This window comes from Pseudomonas sp. ZS1P83, from assembly GCF_054897825.1.
Genome location: NZ_CM142706.1, coordinates 2680570 through 2696756 on the forward strand (window position 1 = coordinate 2680570; position 16187 = coordinate 2696756).

The 16187-nt window shown below is 57.7% G+C and carries 17 protein-coding genes; 9 read left to right on the forward strand and 8 right to left on the reverse strand.

The features are described 5' to 3' along the window. The first annotated feature begins 3 nt into the window (after nt 1–3). Genes ACYZT0_RS12710 through fabI form a run of 4 tightly spaced genes read left to right on the forward strand, consistent with a single transcriptional unit; the run spans nt 4 to nt 4526 of the window. Nucleotides 4–1077, forward strand: a complete 1074-nt coding sequence (locus ACYZT0_RS12710) for a microcin C ABC transporter permease YejB (protein WP_462046129.1) — start codon at nt 4–6, stop codon at nt 1075–1077. 1 nt (nt 1078) lies between these two features. Further along, nucleotides 1079–2098, forward strand: coding sequence for an ABC transporter permease (locus ACYZT0_RS12715; protein ID WP_462046130.1), 1020 nt, complete (start codon nt 1079–1081; stop codon nt 2096–2098). 1 nt (nt 2099) lies between these two features. Beyond that, on the forward strand, nt 2100–3707 hold the full coding sequence (locus ACYZT0_RS12720; RefSeq protein ID WP_461970866.1) for an ABC transporter ATP-binding protein: 1608 nt from the start codon (nt 2100–2102) through the stop codon (nt 3705–3707). Between the two features lie 24 nt (nt 3708–3731). Next, nucleotides 3732–4526, forward strand: a complete 795-nt coding sequence (fabI, locus tag ACYZT0_RS12725; RefSeq protein WP_008152082.1) for an enoyl-ACP reductase FabI — start codon at nt 3732–3734, stop codon at nt 4524–4526. A gap of 181 nt (nt 4527–4707) precedes the next feature. Here fabI and ACYZT0_RS12730 read toward each other — a convergent pair whose 3' ends face one another. Beyond that, the gene (locus tag ACYZT0_RS12730) at nt 4708–5574 is read right to left on the reverse strand and encodes a LysR family transcriptional regulator (RefSeq protein ID WP_462046131.1); all 867 of its coding nucleotides are present in this window, start codon (nt 5572–5574) and stop codon (nt 4708–4710) included. 111 nt (nt 5575–5685) lie between these two features. Here ACYZT0_RS12730 and ACYZT0_RS12735 point away from each other — a divergent pair, with 111 nt between their 5' ends. After that, a complete protein-coding gene (locus tag ACYZT0_RS12735) occupies nt 5686–6111 on the forward strand; it encodes a VOC family protein (protein ID WP_462046132.1) in 426 nt (141 codons plus the stop codon). On the opposite strand, the gene ACYZT0_RS12740 is transcribed toward ACYZT0_RS12735, so the two are convergent. The 6 genes from ACYZT0_RS12740 to ACYZT0_RS12765 all read right to left on the reverse strand — a co-directional run bounded on the left by ACYZT0_RS12740 (nt 6080) and on the right by ACYZT0_RS12765 (nt 11949). Further along, nucleotides 6080–6679, reverse strand: a complete 600-nt coding sequence (locus ACYZT0_RS12740) for a GGDEF domain-containing protein (RefSeq protein WP_462046133.1) — start codon at nt 6677–6679, stop codon at nt 6080–6082. The two genes, ACYZT0_RS12735 and ACYZT0_RS12740, sit on opposite strands and share 32 nt — an antisense overlap. A gap of 74 nt (nt 6680–6753) precedes the next feature. Continuing rightward, complete coding sequence (locus ACYZT0_RS12745; protein WP_462046134.1) at nt 6754–7332, reverse strand: hypothetical protein; 579 nt, start codon at nt 7330–7332, stop codon at nt 6754–6756. Nucleotide 7333: 1 nt separating this feature from the next. After that, a complete protein-coding gene (locus tag ACYZT0_RS12750) occupies nt 7334–9502 on the reverse strand; it encodes a xanthine dehydrogenase family protein molybdopterin-binding subunit (RefSeq protein WP_462046135.1) in 2169 nt (722 codons plus the stop codon). A gap of 25 nt (nt 9503–9527) precedes the next feature. Then, nucleotides 9528–9983: a (2Fe-2S)-binding protein gene (locus ACYZT0_RS12755; RefSeq protein WP_462046136.1), complete on the reverse strand. Its 456-nt coding sequence runs from the start codon at nt 9981–9983 to the stop codon at nt 9528–9530. A gap of 310 nt (nt 9984–10293) precedes the next feature. After that, nucleotides 10294–10503: a hypothetical protein gene (locus ACYZT0_RS12760; RefSeq protein ID WP_462046137.1), complete on the reverse strand. Its 210-nt coding sequence runs from the start codon at nt 10501–10503 to the stop codon at nt 10294–10296. 90 nt (nt 10504–10593) lie between these two features. After that, the gene (locus ACYZT0_RS12765; RefSeq protein ID WP_462046138.1) at nt 10594–11949 is read right to left on the reverse strand and encodes an XAC2610-related protein; all 1356 of its coding nucleotides are present in this window, start codon (nt 11947–11949) and stop codon (nt 10594–10596) included. Nucleotides 11950–12131: 182 nt separating this feature from the next. Between ACYZT0_RS12765 and ACYZT0_RS12770 the strand changes: the two genes are divergently transcribed. Both ACYZT0_RS12770 and ACYZT0_RS12775 read left to right on the forward strand, forming a co-directional pair. Then, nucleotides 12132–12629, forward strand: coding sequence for a VOC family protein (locus ACYZT0_RS12770; RefSeq protein ID WP_462046139.1), 498 nt, complete (start codon nt 12132–12134; stop codon nt 12627–12629). A gap of 35 nt (nt 12630–12664) precedes the next feature. After that, nucleotides 12665–13498 (forward strand): helix-turn-helix transcriptional regulator, encoded by an 834-nt coding sequence (locus ACYZT0_RS12775; protein ID WP_462046140.1) that lies wholly within the window; start codon nt 12665–12667, stop codon nt 13496–13498. A gap of 10 nt (nt 13499–13508) precedes the next feature. Here the strand turns inward: ACYZT0_RS12775 and ACYZT0_RS12780 are convergent, their stop codons facing one another. Next, nucleotides 13509–14096, reverse strand: a complete 588-nt coding sequence (locus tag ACYZT0_RS12780) for a LysE family translocator (protein ID WP_462046141.1) — start codon at nt 14094–14096, stop codon at nt 13509–13511. A 358-nt stretch (nt 14097–14454) separates the two neighbouring features. Between ACYZT0_RS12780 and ACYZT0_RS12785 the strand changes: the two genes are divergently transcribed. Then, nucleotides 14455–15264 carry a glycosyltransferase gene (locus tag ACYZT0_RS12785; RefSeq protein ID WP_462046142.1) on the forward strand — a complete coding sequence of 270 codons (810 nt, stop codon included), beginning with the start codon at nt 14455–14457 and terminating at the stop codon, nt 15262–15264. Between the two features lie 83 nt (nt 15265–15347). Next, nucleotides 15348–16151: a 2OG-Fe(II) oxygenase gene (locus ACYZT0_RS12790; protein ID WP_462046143.1), complete on the forward strand. Its 804-nt coding sequence runs from the start codon at nt 15348–15350 to the stop codon at nt 16149–16151. Nucleotides 16152–16187: the final 36 nt, after the last annotated feature.

A 16187-nucleotide genomic window follows, 5' to 3' on the forward strand; every position in this document is an offset into this window, starting at 1 on the left:
CAGATGCTGGCGTATATTTTTCGGCGACTGCTGCTGATTATCCCGACCTTGCTCGGCATTTTGCTGATCAACTTCTTGATCATCCAGGCCGCCCCCGGCGGGCCGGTGGAGCAGATGATCGCCAAGCTTGAAGGCTTCGAAGGCGCCACCAGCCGCATCGCCGGCGGCGGTGCCGAAGTTTCGGTGGCCGGCTCCGCCTATCGCGGTGCCCAGGGCCTGGACCCGATGCTGGTCAAGGAAATCGAACACATGTACGGCTTCGATAAATCGGCGCCGGAACGCTTGTGGATCATGATCAAGAACTACGCCACCCTGGATTTCGGCGACAGCTTCTTCCGCGACGCCAAGGTCATCGACCTGATCAAGGAAAAGATGCCGGTGTCGATCTCCCTCGGGCTGTGGAGCACGCTGATCATGTACCTGGTGTCAATCCCGCTGGGGATCGCCAAGGCGACGCGACACGGCAGCCACTTCGACGTCTGGACCAGTTCGGCGATCATCGTCGGTTACGCGATCCCGGCGTTTCTGTTTGCAATCCTGCTGATCGTGGTGTTCGCCGGTGGCAGCTATTTCGACTGGTTCCCGCTCAGAGGGCTGACCTCCAACAACTTCGACGAGTTGAGTATGGGCGGCAAGATTCTCGATTACTTCTGGCACCTGGCGTTGCCGGTGACGGCGCTGGTGATCGGCAACTTCGCGACCATGACGCTGCTGACCAAGAACAGCTTCCTCGACGAAATCAACAAGCAGTACGTGGTCACCGCCAAGGCCAAGGGCCTGACCCATCACCGCGTGCTCTACGGCCATGTGTTCCGCAACGCCATGCTGCTGGTGATCGCCGGGTTCCCGTCAGCGTTTATCGGCATCTTCTTCACCGGCTCGTTGCTGGTGGAGGTGATCTTTTCCCTCGACGGTCTCGGGCTGATGAGTTTTGAGGCCGCGATCAACCGCGATTATCCAGTGGTCTTTGGCACGCTGTTCATCTTTACCCTGCTGGGCCTGGTGGTAAAACTCATCGGCGACCTCACGTACACCTTTGTCGATCCGCGCATCGACTTTGAAAGCCGGGAGCATTGAGATGAATTTGTCCCCTCTCAATCGCCGACGTCTCGAACTATTCAAGGCCAACAAGCGTGGCTGGTGGTCGCTGTGGCTGTTTCTGCTGCTGTTCGGGCTGAGCCTCGGTGCCGAACTGATCGCCAACGACAAACCGCTGGTGGTGCACTACGACAATGGCTGGTACTTCCCGGCGCTCAAGCGTTACCCGGAAACCACCTTCGGCGGTGAATTCCCGCTGGAAGCCAACTACAAGAGTCCGTACATCCGCGAATTGCTCAAGGCTAAAGACGCCTGGGTGCTGTGGGCGCCGATTCCCTACAGTTACCAAAGCATTAACTACGACCTGAAAGTCCCGGCCCCAGCGCCACCCTCCACCGACAACCTGCTAGGCACTGATGATCAGGGCCGCGACGTGTTGGCCCGGGTAATTTACGGCTTCCGGATTTCGGTGTTGTTTGCGTTGACGCTGACCATTCTCAGTTCGATTATCGGTGTGATTGCCGGGGCCTTGCAGGGGTTCTACGGCGGCTGGGTCGACTTGGCCGGACAGCGTTTTCTTGAGATCTGGTCCGGGCTGCCGGTGCTGTACCTGCTGATCATTCTCGCTAGTTTCGTCCAGCCGAACTTCTGGTGGCTGCTGGGGATCATGCTGCTGTTCTCGTGGATGAGCCTGGTGGACGTGGTCCGCGCCGAATTCCTGCGTGGGCGTAATCTCGAATACGTGCGCGCTGCGCGGGCGCTGGGGATGCAAAACGGTGCGATCATGTTCCGCCACATCCTGCCCAACGCCATGGTCTCGACCATGACCTTTATGCCGTTCATCCTGACCGGCGCCATCGGCACCCTGACCGCTCTCGACTTTCTGGGCTTCGGTCTGCCGCCTGGCGCGCCGTCACTCGGTGAACTGGTGGCTCAGGGCAAATCCAACCTGCAAGCGCCGTGGCTCGGCATGAGCGCGTTTGCGGTGCTGGCGTTGATGTTGAGTTTGCTGGTGTTCATCGGCGAGTCCGCTCGCGATGCCTTCGACCCGAGGAAGTGAAATGAATCAGGACAATCTGATCGAAGTGCGCGACCTGGCCGTCGAATTTGTCGTCGGGGATCGCGTTCAGCGGGTCGTCGAAGGCGTCAGCTTCGATATCAAGCGCGGGGAAACCCTGGCGCTGGTGGGCGAAAGTGGCTCCGGCAAATCGGTGACTGCTCACTCGATCCTGCGGTTGCTGCCCTACCCGCTCGCCCGGCATCCGTCCGGGACCATCGAGTATTCCGGGCAAAATCTGCTGAGCCTGAAAGAGAAAACCATCCGGCACATCCGCGGCAACCGGATCGCGATGATCTTCCAGGAGCCGATGACCTCGCTCAATCCGCTGCACTCGATCGAGAAACAAATCAACGAGGTGTTGAGCACCCACAAGGGCCTGATCGGCAAAGTCGCAACCAAGCGCACGCTGGAGTTGCTGGAAATGGTCGGCATCCCGGAGCCCGAGAAGCGCCTCAAGGCCCTGCCCCACGAATTGTCTGGCGGCCAGCGTCAGCGGGTGATGATTGCCATGGCCCTGGCCAACGAGCCGGAACTGCTGATCGCCGACGAACCGACCACCGCGCTGGACGTGACCGTCCAGCTGAAAATCCTCGAATTGCTCAAGGAATTACAGGCTCGATTGGGCATGGCGCTGCTACTGATCAGTCACGATTTGAACCTTGTGCGAAGAATTGCGCATCGCGTATGTGTCATGCAGCGCGGTTGCATCGTCGAACAGGCATCGTGCGAAGAGTTGTTCCGCGCGCCGCAGCATCCGTACACTCGGGAACTGCTGGCAGCGGAGCCCAGCGGGACGCCTGCAACCAATGTAATCGGCCCGCCTTTGCTGCAAGTCGAGGACCTGAAAGTCTGGTTCCCGATCAAGAAGGGCTTTCTGAAAAAAACCGTCGACCACATCAAAGCGGTGGACGGGATCAATTTCAGCCTGCCTCAAGGCCAGACCTTGGGGATTGTGGGAGAAAGCGGTTCCGGCAAATCGACACTGGGTTTGGCGATTTTGCGGCTGATCGGTAGCAAAGGCGCGATCCGTTTTGAAGGCAAGCAGCTAGACTGCCTGACGCAGCAGCAGGTTCGGCCACTGCGTCGGGAGATGCAGGTGGTGTTTCAAGACCCGTTCGGCAGCCTGAGCCCACGGATGTGCGTGAGCCAGATCGTCGGCGAAGGCCTGCGGATCCACAAGATGGGCACCGAGGCGGAACAGGAACAAGCGATTATTGCGGCACTCAAGGAGGTAGGTCTGGACCCGGAAACCCGGCACCGCTACCCCCACGAATTTTCCGGCGGGCAGCGGCAGAGAATCGCCATTGCCCGGGCATTAGTGCTAAAACCGGCGTTGATTCTACTGGACGAGCCGACTTCGGCCCTCGACCGGACCGTGCAACGCCAAGTGGTGGAGCTGCTGCGCTCACTGCAAACCAAGTACAACCTGACGTATCTGTTTATCAGCCATGACCTGGCTGTCGTCAAGGCGCTGAGCCACCAGCTGATGGTGGTCAAGCAAGGCCAAGTGGTCGAACAGGGAGACGCGCAAAGTATTTTTGCGGCCCCCAAACATCCGTATACACAGCAGTTGCTGGAAGCCGCTTTCCTGGTTCCAGCCACTGCGTAATAACCTGAAAGAGAGGAGCAACACATGGGTTTTCTCGCCGGTAAGCGCGTACTGATCGTCGGTGTCGCCAGCAAGCTGTCCATCGCATCCGGCATCGCTGCCGCCATGCATCGCGAGGGCGCTGAGCTTGCCTTCACTTATCAGAACGACAAACTCAAGGGTCGTGTCGAAGAGTTCGCACAAAGCTGGGGTTCCAACCCTGACCTGTGCTTCCCGTGCGACGTGGCCAGCGATGAAGAAATCGCCAAGGTCTTCGTTGAGCTGGGCAAGAAGTGGGACGGCCTGGATTGCATCGTGCACTCCGTCGGCTTCGCCCCGGGCGACCAACTGGATGGCGACTTCACCGAAGCCACCACCCGTGAAGGTTTCCGCATCGCTCACGACATCAGCGCCTACAGCTTCGTGGCCCTGGCCAAAGCCGGCCGCGAAATGATGAAAGGCCGCAACGGCAGCCTGCTGACCCTGTCGTACCTGGGCGCCGAGCGCACCATGCCGAACTACAACGTGATGGGCATGGCCAAGGCTTCCCTGGAAGCTGGCGTTCGTTACCTGGCCGGCTCCCTGGGCCCGGACGGCACCCGCGTCAACTGCGTATCGGCTGGCCCGATCCGCACCCTCGCCGCTTCCGGCATCAAGAACTTCCGCAAGATGCTGGCCGCCAACGAAGCGCAAACCCCGCTGCGTCGTAACGTCACCATCGACGAAGTCGGCAACGCCGGCGCCTTCCTGTGCTCGGACCTGGCGTCCGGCATCAGCGGCGAAATCATGTACGTGGACGGTGGCTTCAACACCACGGCCATGGGCAGCCTCGAAGAGTAATCTTCGGTCAGCCTAATAAAGAACCCGCCTCTTCAGGCGGGTTTTTTGTGCCTGCGATTTCAGACCTGATGCAGATCCCCTGCGGGAGCGAGCTTGCTCGCGATAGCGTCGTTCCAGTTAATATCAATTTTGAAGGTTAGTCCGCTATCGCGAGCAAGCTCGCTCCCACAGGGGTTAGTGTTTACTCGGTAATTTGTGTCAGGCACCGGGCAAACAGCTGCTGGATCGGCTGTGTGCGCTGGTTATAACGCTGCAACAGCACGATCTCGCGATAGAACGTCAGCTCACCCAACGGGATTATCCGGACCTTCGCCCCATGCTCAAGCCAGAGCCCGGCCTCGGGTAGCAGCGACACCCCCAATCCGCATTGGACCATTTTCACGATCGCTTCCAGTTCATCCAGTTCCAAAGCCACCCGCACATCAATCTGTTGCTCGCGCAAAAACCGCGTCACCAATCTTCCACCGAATGAATTGCGGTCGTATCGCACGTGCGGATGGCTCGCGAGGATCTGCAACGGCTCATCGCCTTCAAGTTCTGCCGGCACGATCAATACAAACGGTTCCTTGCGGATGACCTGTGCTGACAGTTCTTTGGGCAACTCGAACGGCGGCTTGATCAGGATCGCCAGATCCACCTCACCGGTGTCCACCTGACTCAACAGGTTCAACGACACGCCCGGTACCAGTTTCGGCTCCAGTAACGGCGCCTGTTGCCTCAGTCGCAGCAACGCCTGGGGCAGCAGTCCGGTCTGAGCCGTGGCGACCGCGCCTATTTTCAACTCGCCGCGATACTCGCTGACATCGTCGCTGACCGCCATGCGACTGAAAGTCTCCAGCATTTCCCTGGCCATCGGCAACGCCCGCTGGCCCGCCGCATTGAGCAGCGCTTGTCGTCCGGTGCGGTCGAACAAACGAATCCCCAAGGCCTTTTCCAGATTGCGAATCTGCGAGCTGACGGCCGACTGGGTAAGGCCGATGTGCATCCCGGCTGCCGCAAAAGTGCCGTAGCGCGTCACGGCAATGAAGGTTTTCAGTTCCCGCAGCATGGCATTCTCGACTGATCGAAATAATTTGAGCTCGATGTGAAAATTATCGTCTTTTAATCAAAAAGCACAGGGCTAAACTCAGTCTGAATCCAGACAGTCGAGGCGCTTGCGATGCAACTCTCCCCTTTTCACTTGGCCATCCCGGTTTACGACCTGACCGCCGCGCGGAATTTTTATGGCAAAGTCTTCGGCCTGGAAGAAGGTCGCTCAAGCGATCATTGGGTCGATTTCAATTTTTTCGGCCATCAGTTGGTCATTCACCTCGCGCCGAAAAACGCGTCTCAAGAAGCCGCGCACACCAATGCTGTCGACGGTCATGACGTGCCCGTCCCGCATTTCGGTGTGGTGTTGGGAATGGCGGAATGGGAAACGCTGGCCCAGCGATTGAAATCCCTCGATACCCGATTCGTGATCGAACCGGGCATTCGCTTTCAGGGATTGGTGGGTGAGCAAACGACGATGTTTCTCTTCGATCCGTGCGGCAACGCACTTGAGTTCAAGGCATTCAAGGATGTGGGTCAGTTGTTTGCCAAGTGAACGCATCGGCCTGAGCCAGCAGCTCCTCGGTCGAACCGGGAAGCTGAGGGTTGCACTCGATTTGTCCGATGCTGAAGCGGATGTCATAACCGCGATGCACCGTTGCATTGCGCTCTTTGAGTATTTCTTCGAGCCGCGCCTTGATAGCAGGTATATCCACAACGCTTGAGCCGGTCAGCAACGCGACGAATTTGTCGTTACCCAGTCGGCCGATCACATCGCTCTCGCGAAAGGCAATTCGCAGCACATCAGCGAAGGTTTTCAGGGCTTTGTCGCCCTCGGCACGACCATAGAGATAGTTGATGTGCTTGAAGTCATCAATATTGAAGAGCAGCACCGTCGCTGGCTTTTCCAGGTGCTGGCAGGCATCCAGCCCTTGTTGAGCCAGCGCTGTAAAACCGTGTCGATTGGAGAGCAGCGTCAACTCGTCCATGCTCGCCATCTGCACGCCCATCAGCTCCTCCTCGGCCTTGCGGGCCAGGTTACGCAGCAGTTCGCGCTCCTGCAGTGGCGTGCGCAACGGGTCTGCGCACGCGCCTGGTTTTACCGGTTTGCCTGGGATCAGCATTACTCACTCCATTGGCGGGTATATTTTTTAGAGTCTTCCATACCCGGTTTGACTCCCTGTTAACGGACCGCCGGTCAACTACCCAGTACCGGACACGGCCCCCCAGCGTCTGCCCAGCGCTTGAACTGGGTGACGAAAATGTCGTGCGGCACCGGTACCGGAGCCCTTCCCTGACCCGGACTCCAACCCCATAGCACCAGCTTATCGTCGCTCACATGCTTGATCAGCGCGGCGAAATCGCGGTCGCCGTTGCTGGAGCGGTCTTTGATCATTGCGCATAACCTGTCGGCCGGCAGCCCGATCCAGGCCATTTTGTGCGCGGCGGGTGGCAAGCTCCAGTGCGGCGCTCCCGGCGGTGCGTGAGCGCCGTAACTGGCCGGCGGATTGCTGTCGGCGTGGCAAGTAGCGCACGGCAAACCCGCCGCGCCCTTGCCGTCCATGCCCCGCACGACGTTCATTGCGTGGGTAATCCCGGCATCGAATTGCAACGGCGAATCGCCAGGAATATGGCAGTTCTGGCAACGCGGGCTCTGAAAGACCTTTTGCACCGTATCGAACGCCTTGATGGCTTCCTTATCGTCAGCGAACAGGTCCTCGGCGTAACCGATCAGGCCGATCAACACCACCGCGCCAAGAATCAGATGTCGTCTCATCTCACACCCCCGACAGTTGCAGCGGCAGTTCGCGCAAGCGCTGCCCGGTCAGGGCGAACACCGCGTTGGCCACTGCCGGCGCCGTGGGCGGTACACCGGCCTCGCCGATGCCGCCGGGTTTGTCGCTGCTGGGCACGATATGCACTTCGACCACCGGCATTTCGTTGAGCCGCAGCACCTGATAGTCGTGGTAATTGGACTGCACCACCTGCCCGTTCTTGAAGGTCAGTTTGCTGTGCAAGGTAAATCCGAGGCCAAACGTGATGGCCGACTCCATTTGCGCCGCGATGCTCATCGGGTTGACCGCAATGCCGCAATCCACCGCGCACACTACCCGGTGTACGCGGATCGCCAGGTTATCCTGGGACACCTCGGCCACCTGGGCAACGTAACTGCCGAAGGACTCATGCACCGCGACACCCAACGCATGGCCGTCCGGCAGTGGCGCCTTCCAATCGGCTTTTTCGACGGCCAGGTTCAGCACGCCAAGATGCCGTGGATGGTCCTTGAGCAAGGTTCGCCGGTAGTCGACCGGATCCTGGCCGGCCGCCTCTGCCAGTTCGTCGATCAGCGACTCCATCACGTACGCGGTGTGGGTGTGCCCTACCGAACGTAGCCAGAGCACACGGATGCCGGTTTGCGGAGAATGCAGATCAACCTGGTGATTGGCCAACCCCTCAAGGTAAGGACTGTCGGCGACCCCTTCGACAGACGTCTTGTCGATGCCATTCTTGACCATGGTCGCCTCGAATGACGTACCCGCCATGATCGACTGCCCGACCATGACATGCTTCCAGGCGATCGGCATCCCTCCGGCATCGAGGCCAATGCGTGCCTGATGGAGGAACGCCGAGCGGTAGTACCCACCGCGAATGTCATCCTCCCGGGACCAGACGGTTTTCACCGGTGCGCCCGCTGCCTTGGCGACTTCCACGGCTTCAGCGACAAAGTCCGAGGTCGGGTTGGCCCGGCGACCGAAACCGCCGCCCAAGAACTCGGTGTGAATCTCCACCTGCTCAGGTTTGAGCCCGGTGATTTTCCCGGCGATCATTTGATCCAGTGTCTGGAACTGGGTGCCGGTCCAGATTTCGCATTTGTCCTGGGTGATTTTCACCGTGCAATTGAGTGGCTCCATCGGCGCGTGGGCCAGGTACGGGACGCTGTACTCGACATCGATGGTCTTCACCGCTTTACCCAGGCCAGCCGCGATATCACCGGCCTGACTGGCCGAAGTGCCAGGGGTGGAGGCGAGTTTGCGGAAGCTTTCCAGTAGCTTTTGACTGTCGAGCCCGGTGTTCGGCCCCAGATCCCAGTCGATCTTCAACGCGTCACGCCCGAGCTTCGCCGCCCAGTAATGATCGGCAATCACCGCCACGCCCGTGGGCACCTGCACGACTTTGTGCACGCCCGGTATCGCCAGCGCTTCGGCGCCTTCGAAGGATTTGACGCTGCCGCCGAACACCGGTGAACGCGCAACCATGGCGGTCATCAGCCCGTCGAACTGCACGTCCATGCCGAACTTGGCGCGGCCAGTGATTTTCTCCGGCGTGTCCAGGCGCTTGGTCGGTTTGCCAATGAGTTTCCAGTCCTTGGAATCCTTGAGCTTGATCGACGCCGGATCCGGCACCGGCAGCTTGCCGGCGTCATCGGCCAATTCGCCGTAGGTGGAGCGTTTGTCGCCGGCAATCACCACACCCGATTCGGTGCGAATCTCGGAAGGTGCGACGTTGAAGCGTTTAGCGGCCGCGTCGATCAACATCAAACGCGCTGCGGCACCGGCCTGACGGTAACGGTCGAATTCCATCCGGGTGGAGGTCGAACCACCGGTAATTTGCATCCCGCCAAATCCGGCCAGGCCATAGTCGGCTGCCGAGGCCGGCGAATGTTCGACACGGATCTTCGACCAGTCGGCGTCCAGTTCTTCGGCGATCAACAGGGTCAGGCCGGTCCAGATGCCTTGGCCCATTTCCGAATGGCCGAGCAGTACGGTGACGCTGTTGTCATTGCCGATCCGTAAAAACGCATTGGGCGCGAAAACATTGCCTTGGTTCTCGGCGCCGATGGCAAAGCGATGGGTAACAGGGATGACAAACGCCACCACCAGACCTCCGCCCAGCAACGCACTGCCCTTGAGAAAACCACGGCGGGACAGAGGATTGAGGCTGTTCATTGCTCAGACTCCCTTCAACGTGGCATCAACCGATCTCGGCGGCGCGTTTGACCGCTGCACGGATCCGTGGGTAGGTGCCGCAGCGACAGATGTTGCCGGACAGCGCCTGGTCGATGTCGCTGTCGGTGGGTTGAGGAATCTTCGCCAGCAAGGCCGCCGCCGACATGATCTGCCCGGACTGGCAGTAACCGCACTGGACCACGTCGAGTTCGGCCCAGGCTTGTTGCACCGGGTGCGAACCGTCGGTGGACAGGCCCTCGATCGTGAGGATTTTTTGCCCATGGGCCACGGCCGTGGCGGGGGTAATACAGGAACGCAGTGGCGCGCCGTCGACGTGCACGGTGCAGGCCCCGCACTGGGCCATGCCGCAACCGAATTTGGTGCCGGTCAGGTGCGCGATATCGCGCAGGACCCACAAGAGCGGCATGTCTGCGGGGACATCCAGCGCCTGGTCCTTGCCATTGATGTTGAGGGTCAGCATTGCGGGTTTCCTCAGACTCACGGTGACGCCCTATTTTTTTCGGGTCGGCGTTATCCTTTCAGCTAAGCGCAAATTGCCGGGCGAGACAGGTTCATCGACCACCGGTCACACAAAGACGACTGAAGTAACTCGCTCTGTAGCAGCTGCCGAGCCTGCGAGGCTGCGTTCGGTGCGGGCCGCGTTCGGACGAAGTCGTCGTAAACCCTGCGAACGCGATTTTCCTGGTGCACCGCGGGATCTGATTTCACGACGACTTCGTCGCCGGACGCAGCCTCGCAGGCTCGGCAGCTGCTACGGACCGTGTTGAGCCTTAGAGGTCGGTGGACACCGACAACTCGCGCCAGGCGTTCAGCTCGTCGGTGACGAAGGCGTTCTTGGTCTCGATGTAAGTCACCGAGTCCGTGCCCAGCGGCAGGCGCAGGGGTGGTTGCTCGCTCTCGACCAGGATGATGATCGCCTGAACGAGTTTTTCCGGGTCGCCTGGCTGTTGCTGATTGAGGACTTTGGCCAGTTTGCGCATTTCACCGGAGGTCGACGCGTAGTCGGCAATCGTTTCAGGGGACTCGACCAGAGAGTCATATCGACGCTATGAGAAGTCATTACGACTACATCAGAGTTGTTTCACGTAAGCCGCGCTGTACTTCTGATAGTCACCGAAACCGGTGACTTCTGCGGCACCGTTGAGCAACTGCAGCCGAAATAACGGGTCGCCTTGGGGATCCAGTGCGATGACAAGGTTGCCGGCGAGCAGTGGATACTGATGATGGACTTCGACGGGCGGCTCCTTGAGCTGAAAGACGCTCAGGCTGATATCAGCCACCTCGGGGCCGTTGTTGATCCCCGGTAATACTTTGACGGTCAACTCCCCGACACGCTGATCCTGGACATTGCTCACGAGGTAGCGCCCTTCACGCTGACTGTCCGCTACCCGCTCAAGTTTCTGTGCGGCGACCTTGAACGCGGTCGGCCTCACATTGATCCTTAATTGACGGGACCCGTTGATCCACGTGCCGGTCTGGCTGCCCTGTTCGTTCGGCGTGCCTTCGACGAACCAGTTGCCGATCATCTGACCGTCGTCGTCCAGCTCACGCAGAACAATACCGCCATCTTCGTAAGTATTGCCCACCAGCCGGATCGGATTACCGCTGCCGGTTTTGCTGTAGCGAACTTCCCCGACGTAGACATCACCCTGAAGTTGCCACCACAGTTCAACGGGGATCTTGTCATCAAGCGTGCCGCGCAACATGACGGGCGCTTCACCGACGGGCCCCTCGAGGCGACGACGCTCCGTCCACTGGCCCGACTTCAGTTCACGACGGGTAACGTCCACATAGCCAGAAGGCATGAACGGGTTGGCTTGCGACGGCTTTTTCGTCACCTCTATTTTCTCGGCCACCTTCACAGGGTGCTTGTCCTGTATTTGCCAGGTCGCGCTCTGACGCCAGCAGCAACCGCTTTTGGACTGGGTATGCAGGCGCTTGGCGACCGGGTCGACCTCGAACATGCCCAGATTTGCGTTCCGGGTCAGTGCGGAAAAGGATGTGCTCAAAACGAGCGTCGGGCTCCCGGGATCGAAAAGATAGATGTCGTAGGAAGGACCGCCATAGCCAGCTTCATTGCCATTGCGCACAGCAAGATCCTGCTGCCCGTCGAAATTGAAATCGCCGAACAACAGCAAATTTTGATCGGCATACGCCAGGTTTCGGTCGAACTCCGACGCTTTGATGCCTGGCTTGAACAGGGCGAACGCTTCGGCTGACTCGATGCGTTGCAACACCTGACCGCCGGCCCTTTCGCGCAACGTAATCAGCGCAGGAGCGCCGTCGAAAGTCTGGATGGGCGGCTGTTCAAACAGCACGTCGATGACGTACTTCTGCGCAGGGTCAGTGAGGTGATACGTCAACGGCTCGGCACTCACGGCAGCCGCGGCCAGTAGACAGGAAACAGCCAGTAAACGAGGGGCCATGATGCAAAGCGTCCTTGCGGCAAAATAGGCCGGCAAGTCTAGCGGCTATCGGATCAAGCCGACATCGTTGATTCCGTCGACAAAGGAAACTCTTTCAACTTGTCGATCTACGGTACGGCCAGACGACCCGAGGCTGACTACGCTGAAAGTCCAGCCTGAGCAATCCGTAGAGGAGCTACGCCATGCAACGTGTTCAAAAACTGACCCCCTGTCTCTGGTTCGACGGTCAGGCCGAAGAGGCGGCGAAGTTTTACTGTTCGATCTTCGATCATTCGAAAATCACCGCCATCACTCACTACGGCAAAGCCGGTCAGGAGGTGCATGGCCAGCCTGAAGGCTCGGTGTTGACGGTCAGTTTCGAACTCGACGGACAGCCTTTCACGGGCCTCAATGGCGGCCCCGATTTCACGTTCAGCGAAGCGATTTCATTTCAGGTCAACTGCCAGACCCAGGACGAAGTCGACCATTTCTGGGGGGCGCTGTCCGCCCATTCACAGAACGAGCAGTGCGGTTGGCTCAAGGACAAATTTGGCTTGTCCTGGCAGATCGTGCCGGTCGCAATGATGGACATGTTGAAAGACCCTGACACGACAAAATCCCAGCGCGCCATGCAAGCCATGATGCAGATGAAAAAACTCGACATTGCCGCCTTGCAGCGGGCCTTTAACGGCGAGAGCTAATACACTCCGGTTCTGACCTGCCGAGGACGCTGACAATGAAGCCCGCCGTTGCCAAAGACGCTGACAAAGCCCCGCTCTTCTGGCGCGACGACGCCCTGCCCTTCATCGAAGCCCGTTCCATCGCCGACGGCCGCGAGGTCTGTTACACCCGGCATTCTCACGAGCACTTTTCCATCGGTGCGATCACGGCCGGGCGCAGCACCTATCTCCACGAACAATCGCAATTTCAGGTCAATGCCGGTACCGTGGTGCTGATGAATCCCGGTGATGTCCACGCCTGCAATCCCATCGATGACCAACCGTGGTCGTACCTGATGCTGTACGTCGAGACACCCTGGCTGACCGATTTGCAGCACCAGCTCGGCTTCAGCCAGGACTTGGCGTTTCGCCGGTTTTCCATCATCCACACTTGCAACAGCGACCTGTTTGCCGGTTTGAAAGGTTTTTACGAAGTGCTGGTCGATGCGCAGCAAGACGTGCTGCGCAAGCAAAGCGCGGCCGTGGAGTTTTTCACCGACCTGCAGCAGCGGCTAAATCCGATCGATCAACTGCTGCGCGAGCCCAACTTCAAACTGGAACGGGCGGCCGATTACATCCGCGGCAACTGCACGCAAATGCTCAAGCTCGAAGATATTTGCGAAGCTGCTCAGCTATCGCCGTCCTACCTGATCCGTGCGTTCAAGCAGCATTACGGCATGACGCCCCACGCGTTTCTGGTCAACCGGCGCATCCAGTTCGCCCGCGATCAACTGCGCAGCGGCAAGCTGATCGCCGATGTGGCGCTGGAGGCGGGGTTTGCCGATCAGGCGCATTTTCAGCGTGCGTTCAAACAGCATCTGGCGGCGACGCCGGGGCAGTATCGCGGGTGACTCAAGTACTCTAGGGCAACAACAGGTACACCGCGCTCGCCGCCAGCAGCAACGCCATGCTCCGATTGAACAGGCGCATGCCCGCCGGGTTGTTCAAATAGCCGCGCAAAAAGGTCCCGGCATACGCCCAGCAACCGACGGACAGGTAGCAGATCACCAGATACACCGCCGCAAACTGCCAGACCAGCCGCGCCTCGCCATCCGCTACAAAAGCGCCCATGCCTGCCACGCAGGCCAACCAGGCTTTCGGGTTGAGCCACTGCATGACGGCGCCGTACAACATCGACGGCGCACGGCCTGATTCCTTCGCATCGAGATGGCCCTTGTCCGCGGCCAATTTGTAGGCCATGTACAACAGAAACGCCACACCCGCCCATTGCACCACCTGCGTCAGTGCTGGCCATAACCGCAACAACTCGTGCAGCCCCAACCCCATCAGCACCAACAACACGACAAAACCCAGCGTCGCGCCGGCCACATGCCGTTGACTGGCACGAAAACCAAAGCGTGCACCTGAACTCAGCGCGACAATATTCACCGGTCCCGGCGTTATCGAAGCGACCAATGCAAACGCCGCCATGGAGATAATCAGACTCATCACAGACCTTCTTCAATTCAGTTGAACAAGGCCTCACGGTAGAGAGCGGCCTGATGGCTGTATTGAAGAAAACACCCCTCACCTGCCCGCGACCGCCCAAGAAGCTTGCCTGACCAGCCTTCTGATGTAACGAAATAAGTCACGGATATTTACCTACAGAGCAGATCCTTATACGATGAGCCCGCATCTAGTGCTCTCCATCAGGTCTGAGTAGGCTATGGTTATTCAGTGCATGACAAAGCGACTTAACAAATTGTGCTCTATCGTCACGCAAATTTTGCGCGGACAAATAAACGAAAGCTGTACACGGGTTCAATTATCTCTATAACTACATACAATACTATTGAGCACCTGAACGATGAACAACACTAGTTTTCCGGCTGAAAATGCTAAAGCCTTCAGCATAGTTATAGTAAATTACAAGACACCGGAAATTACCAAGATATGCTTAGACTTATTGCACCAACACTTGGGCAGCCACAGCATACCCATATGGGTAGTTGACAACTATTCCGCCGATGAAAGCACTGAGTATTTGCGGACACTTAACTGGATCAACTTAATCGAGCGTTCTGTTTCTGAACCAGAGCCTGGCCATATCGCGCATGGCAAAGCACTTGACCTGGTGTTGGAGCGAGTTGAAACTGATTATTTATTCCTATTGCACACTGACACATTTATTTTCGATAAAAATGTATTCCCAATGATGCTAAATAAATGCATCAACAACCAAAAAATCGTTGCCGTCGGTTGTGTAGAGCAACTAAATCGTGGCGCCACGAGAACGCTTTGGCGCTTTAGCTCACGACTATTCAAACACCATTTCAGACGCCTGAAAATCTCCATGGGATTACGTTCCAGAGAACCAAAACCGTACAGAGAAGTCTACTTGAAGAGTTTCTGTACGTTGTGGAACTGCAAACTTATTAAACAGCACAACCTGCATTTCTCGATGGATGATCGTGTGCCTGGCTATACCCTCCAAGACCGCATGACCGAGTTGGGCTACATCGTTGAATTGTTATCACCGCGTAAAATTTTCAGTTATCTAGATCATATGCAATCCGGCACTGTCGCAGCGGCTGGCGGCTATGAAAAGACTCATAGACGAACCAAAATGTACAACAACATCCTGAAGCGCCTGAACAATGACGACAGCAACGTTTAAGCGACGAAGACACGCAACGAGCACGGCGTTCGACACTGTTTGAAGTCACCCATAAGTCTTTATATTAAGTTGTTGGAGCGGTAATGACACCCATCACTCAAGCACTGCCTATCACCCTCTCCCCGGAGCTTGATTTCGACCAGAACGCCGCCAGCGCCTTTGGTTCCTCATTGGCCAGTCGCTATATTCAGGCTACGCCATTTCCGCACATAGTCATCGATGACTTCTTACACGAAGACCTGATTGCCAGTATCTGCTCGCACTTCCCAGTCGAGCCGACCCACAACGAAATGCTGTACGAGCGCGGCTATAAAGGTCAACAAAAACGTCAAATCAGTCCTAACGAATGCGCCCCTTATTTGAAGACTGTTTTCAACGCCTTTAACTCGGCCCCCATGTTGCAGTTTCTTGAAAAGCTCACAGGCATCGAAGGTTTGATACCCGACCCCTACTTTACCGGTGGCGGGCTGCATGAAACAAAAAGTGGTGGTTTCCTGGGGGTACACTCGGACTTCAGGCTCAACAAAAAGCTTAATGTTGAGCGCAGACTGAATGTCATCATTTATCTGAATGAAGGCTGGCAAGACGAATTTGGCGGCAACCTGGAACTTTGGGATGTTGACATGAAGACCTGCCTTAAAAAAGTCCTGCCCATTTACAATCGCTGTGTCATTTTCAACACAGACAAAGACAGTAATCATGGGCACCCAGAGCCTTTAACGACTCCAGAGCACATCACGCGCAAGTCTATAGCGCTTTATTACTACACCGCAGGAACCATGGCGATCGACCCCGCACAACGAAACAAAACCCACTACAAGCCTAGGCCTAAAGATCGTTTAAGCCTCAAGTACTACATGAGTAAACTAATCAAGAAGAAGAACTGAACTATATAGCCAGACGAGGCGCGACGGGCCTGAAGT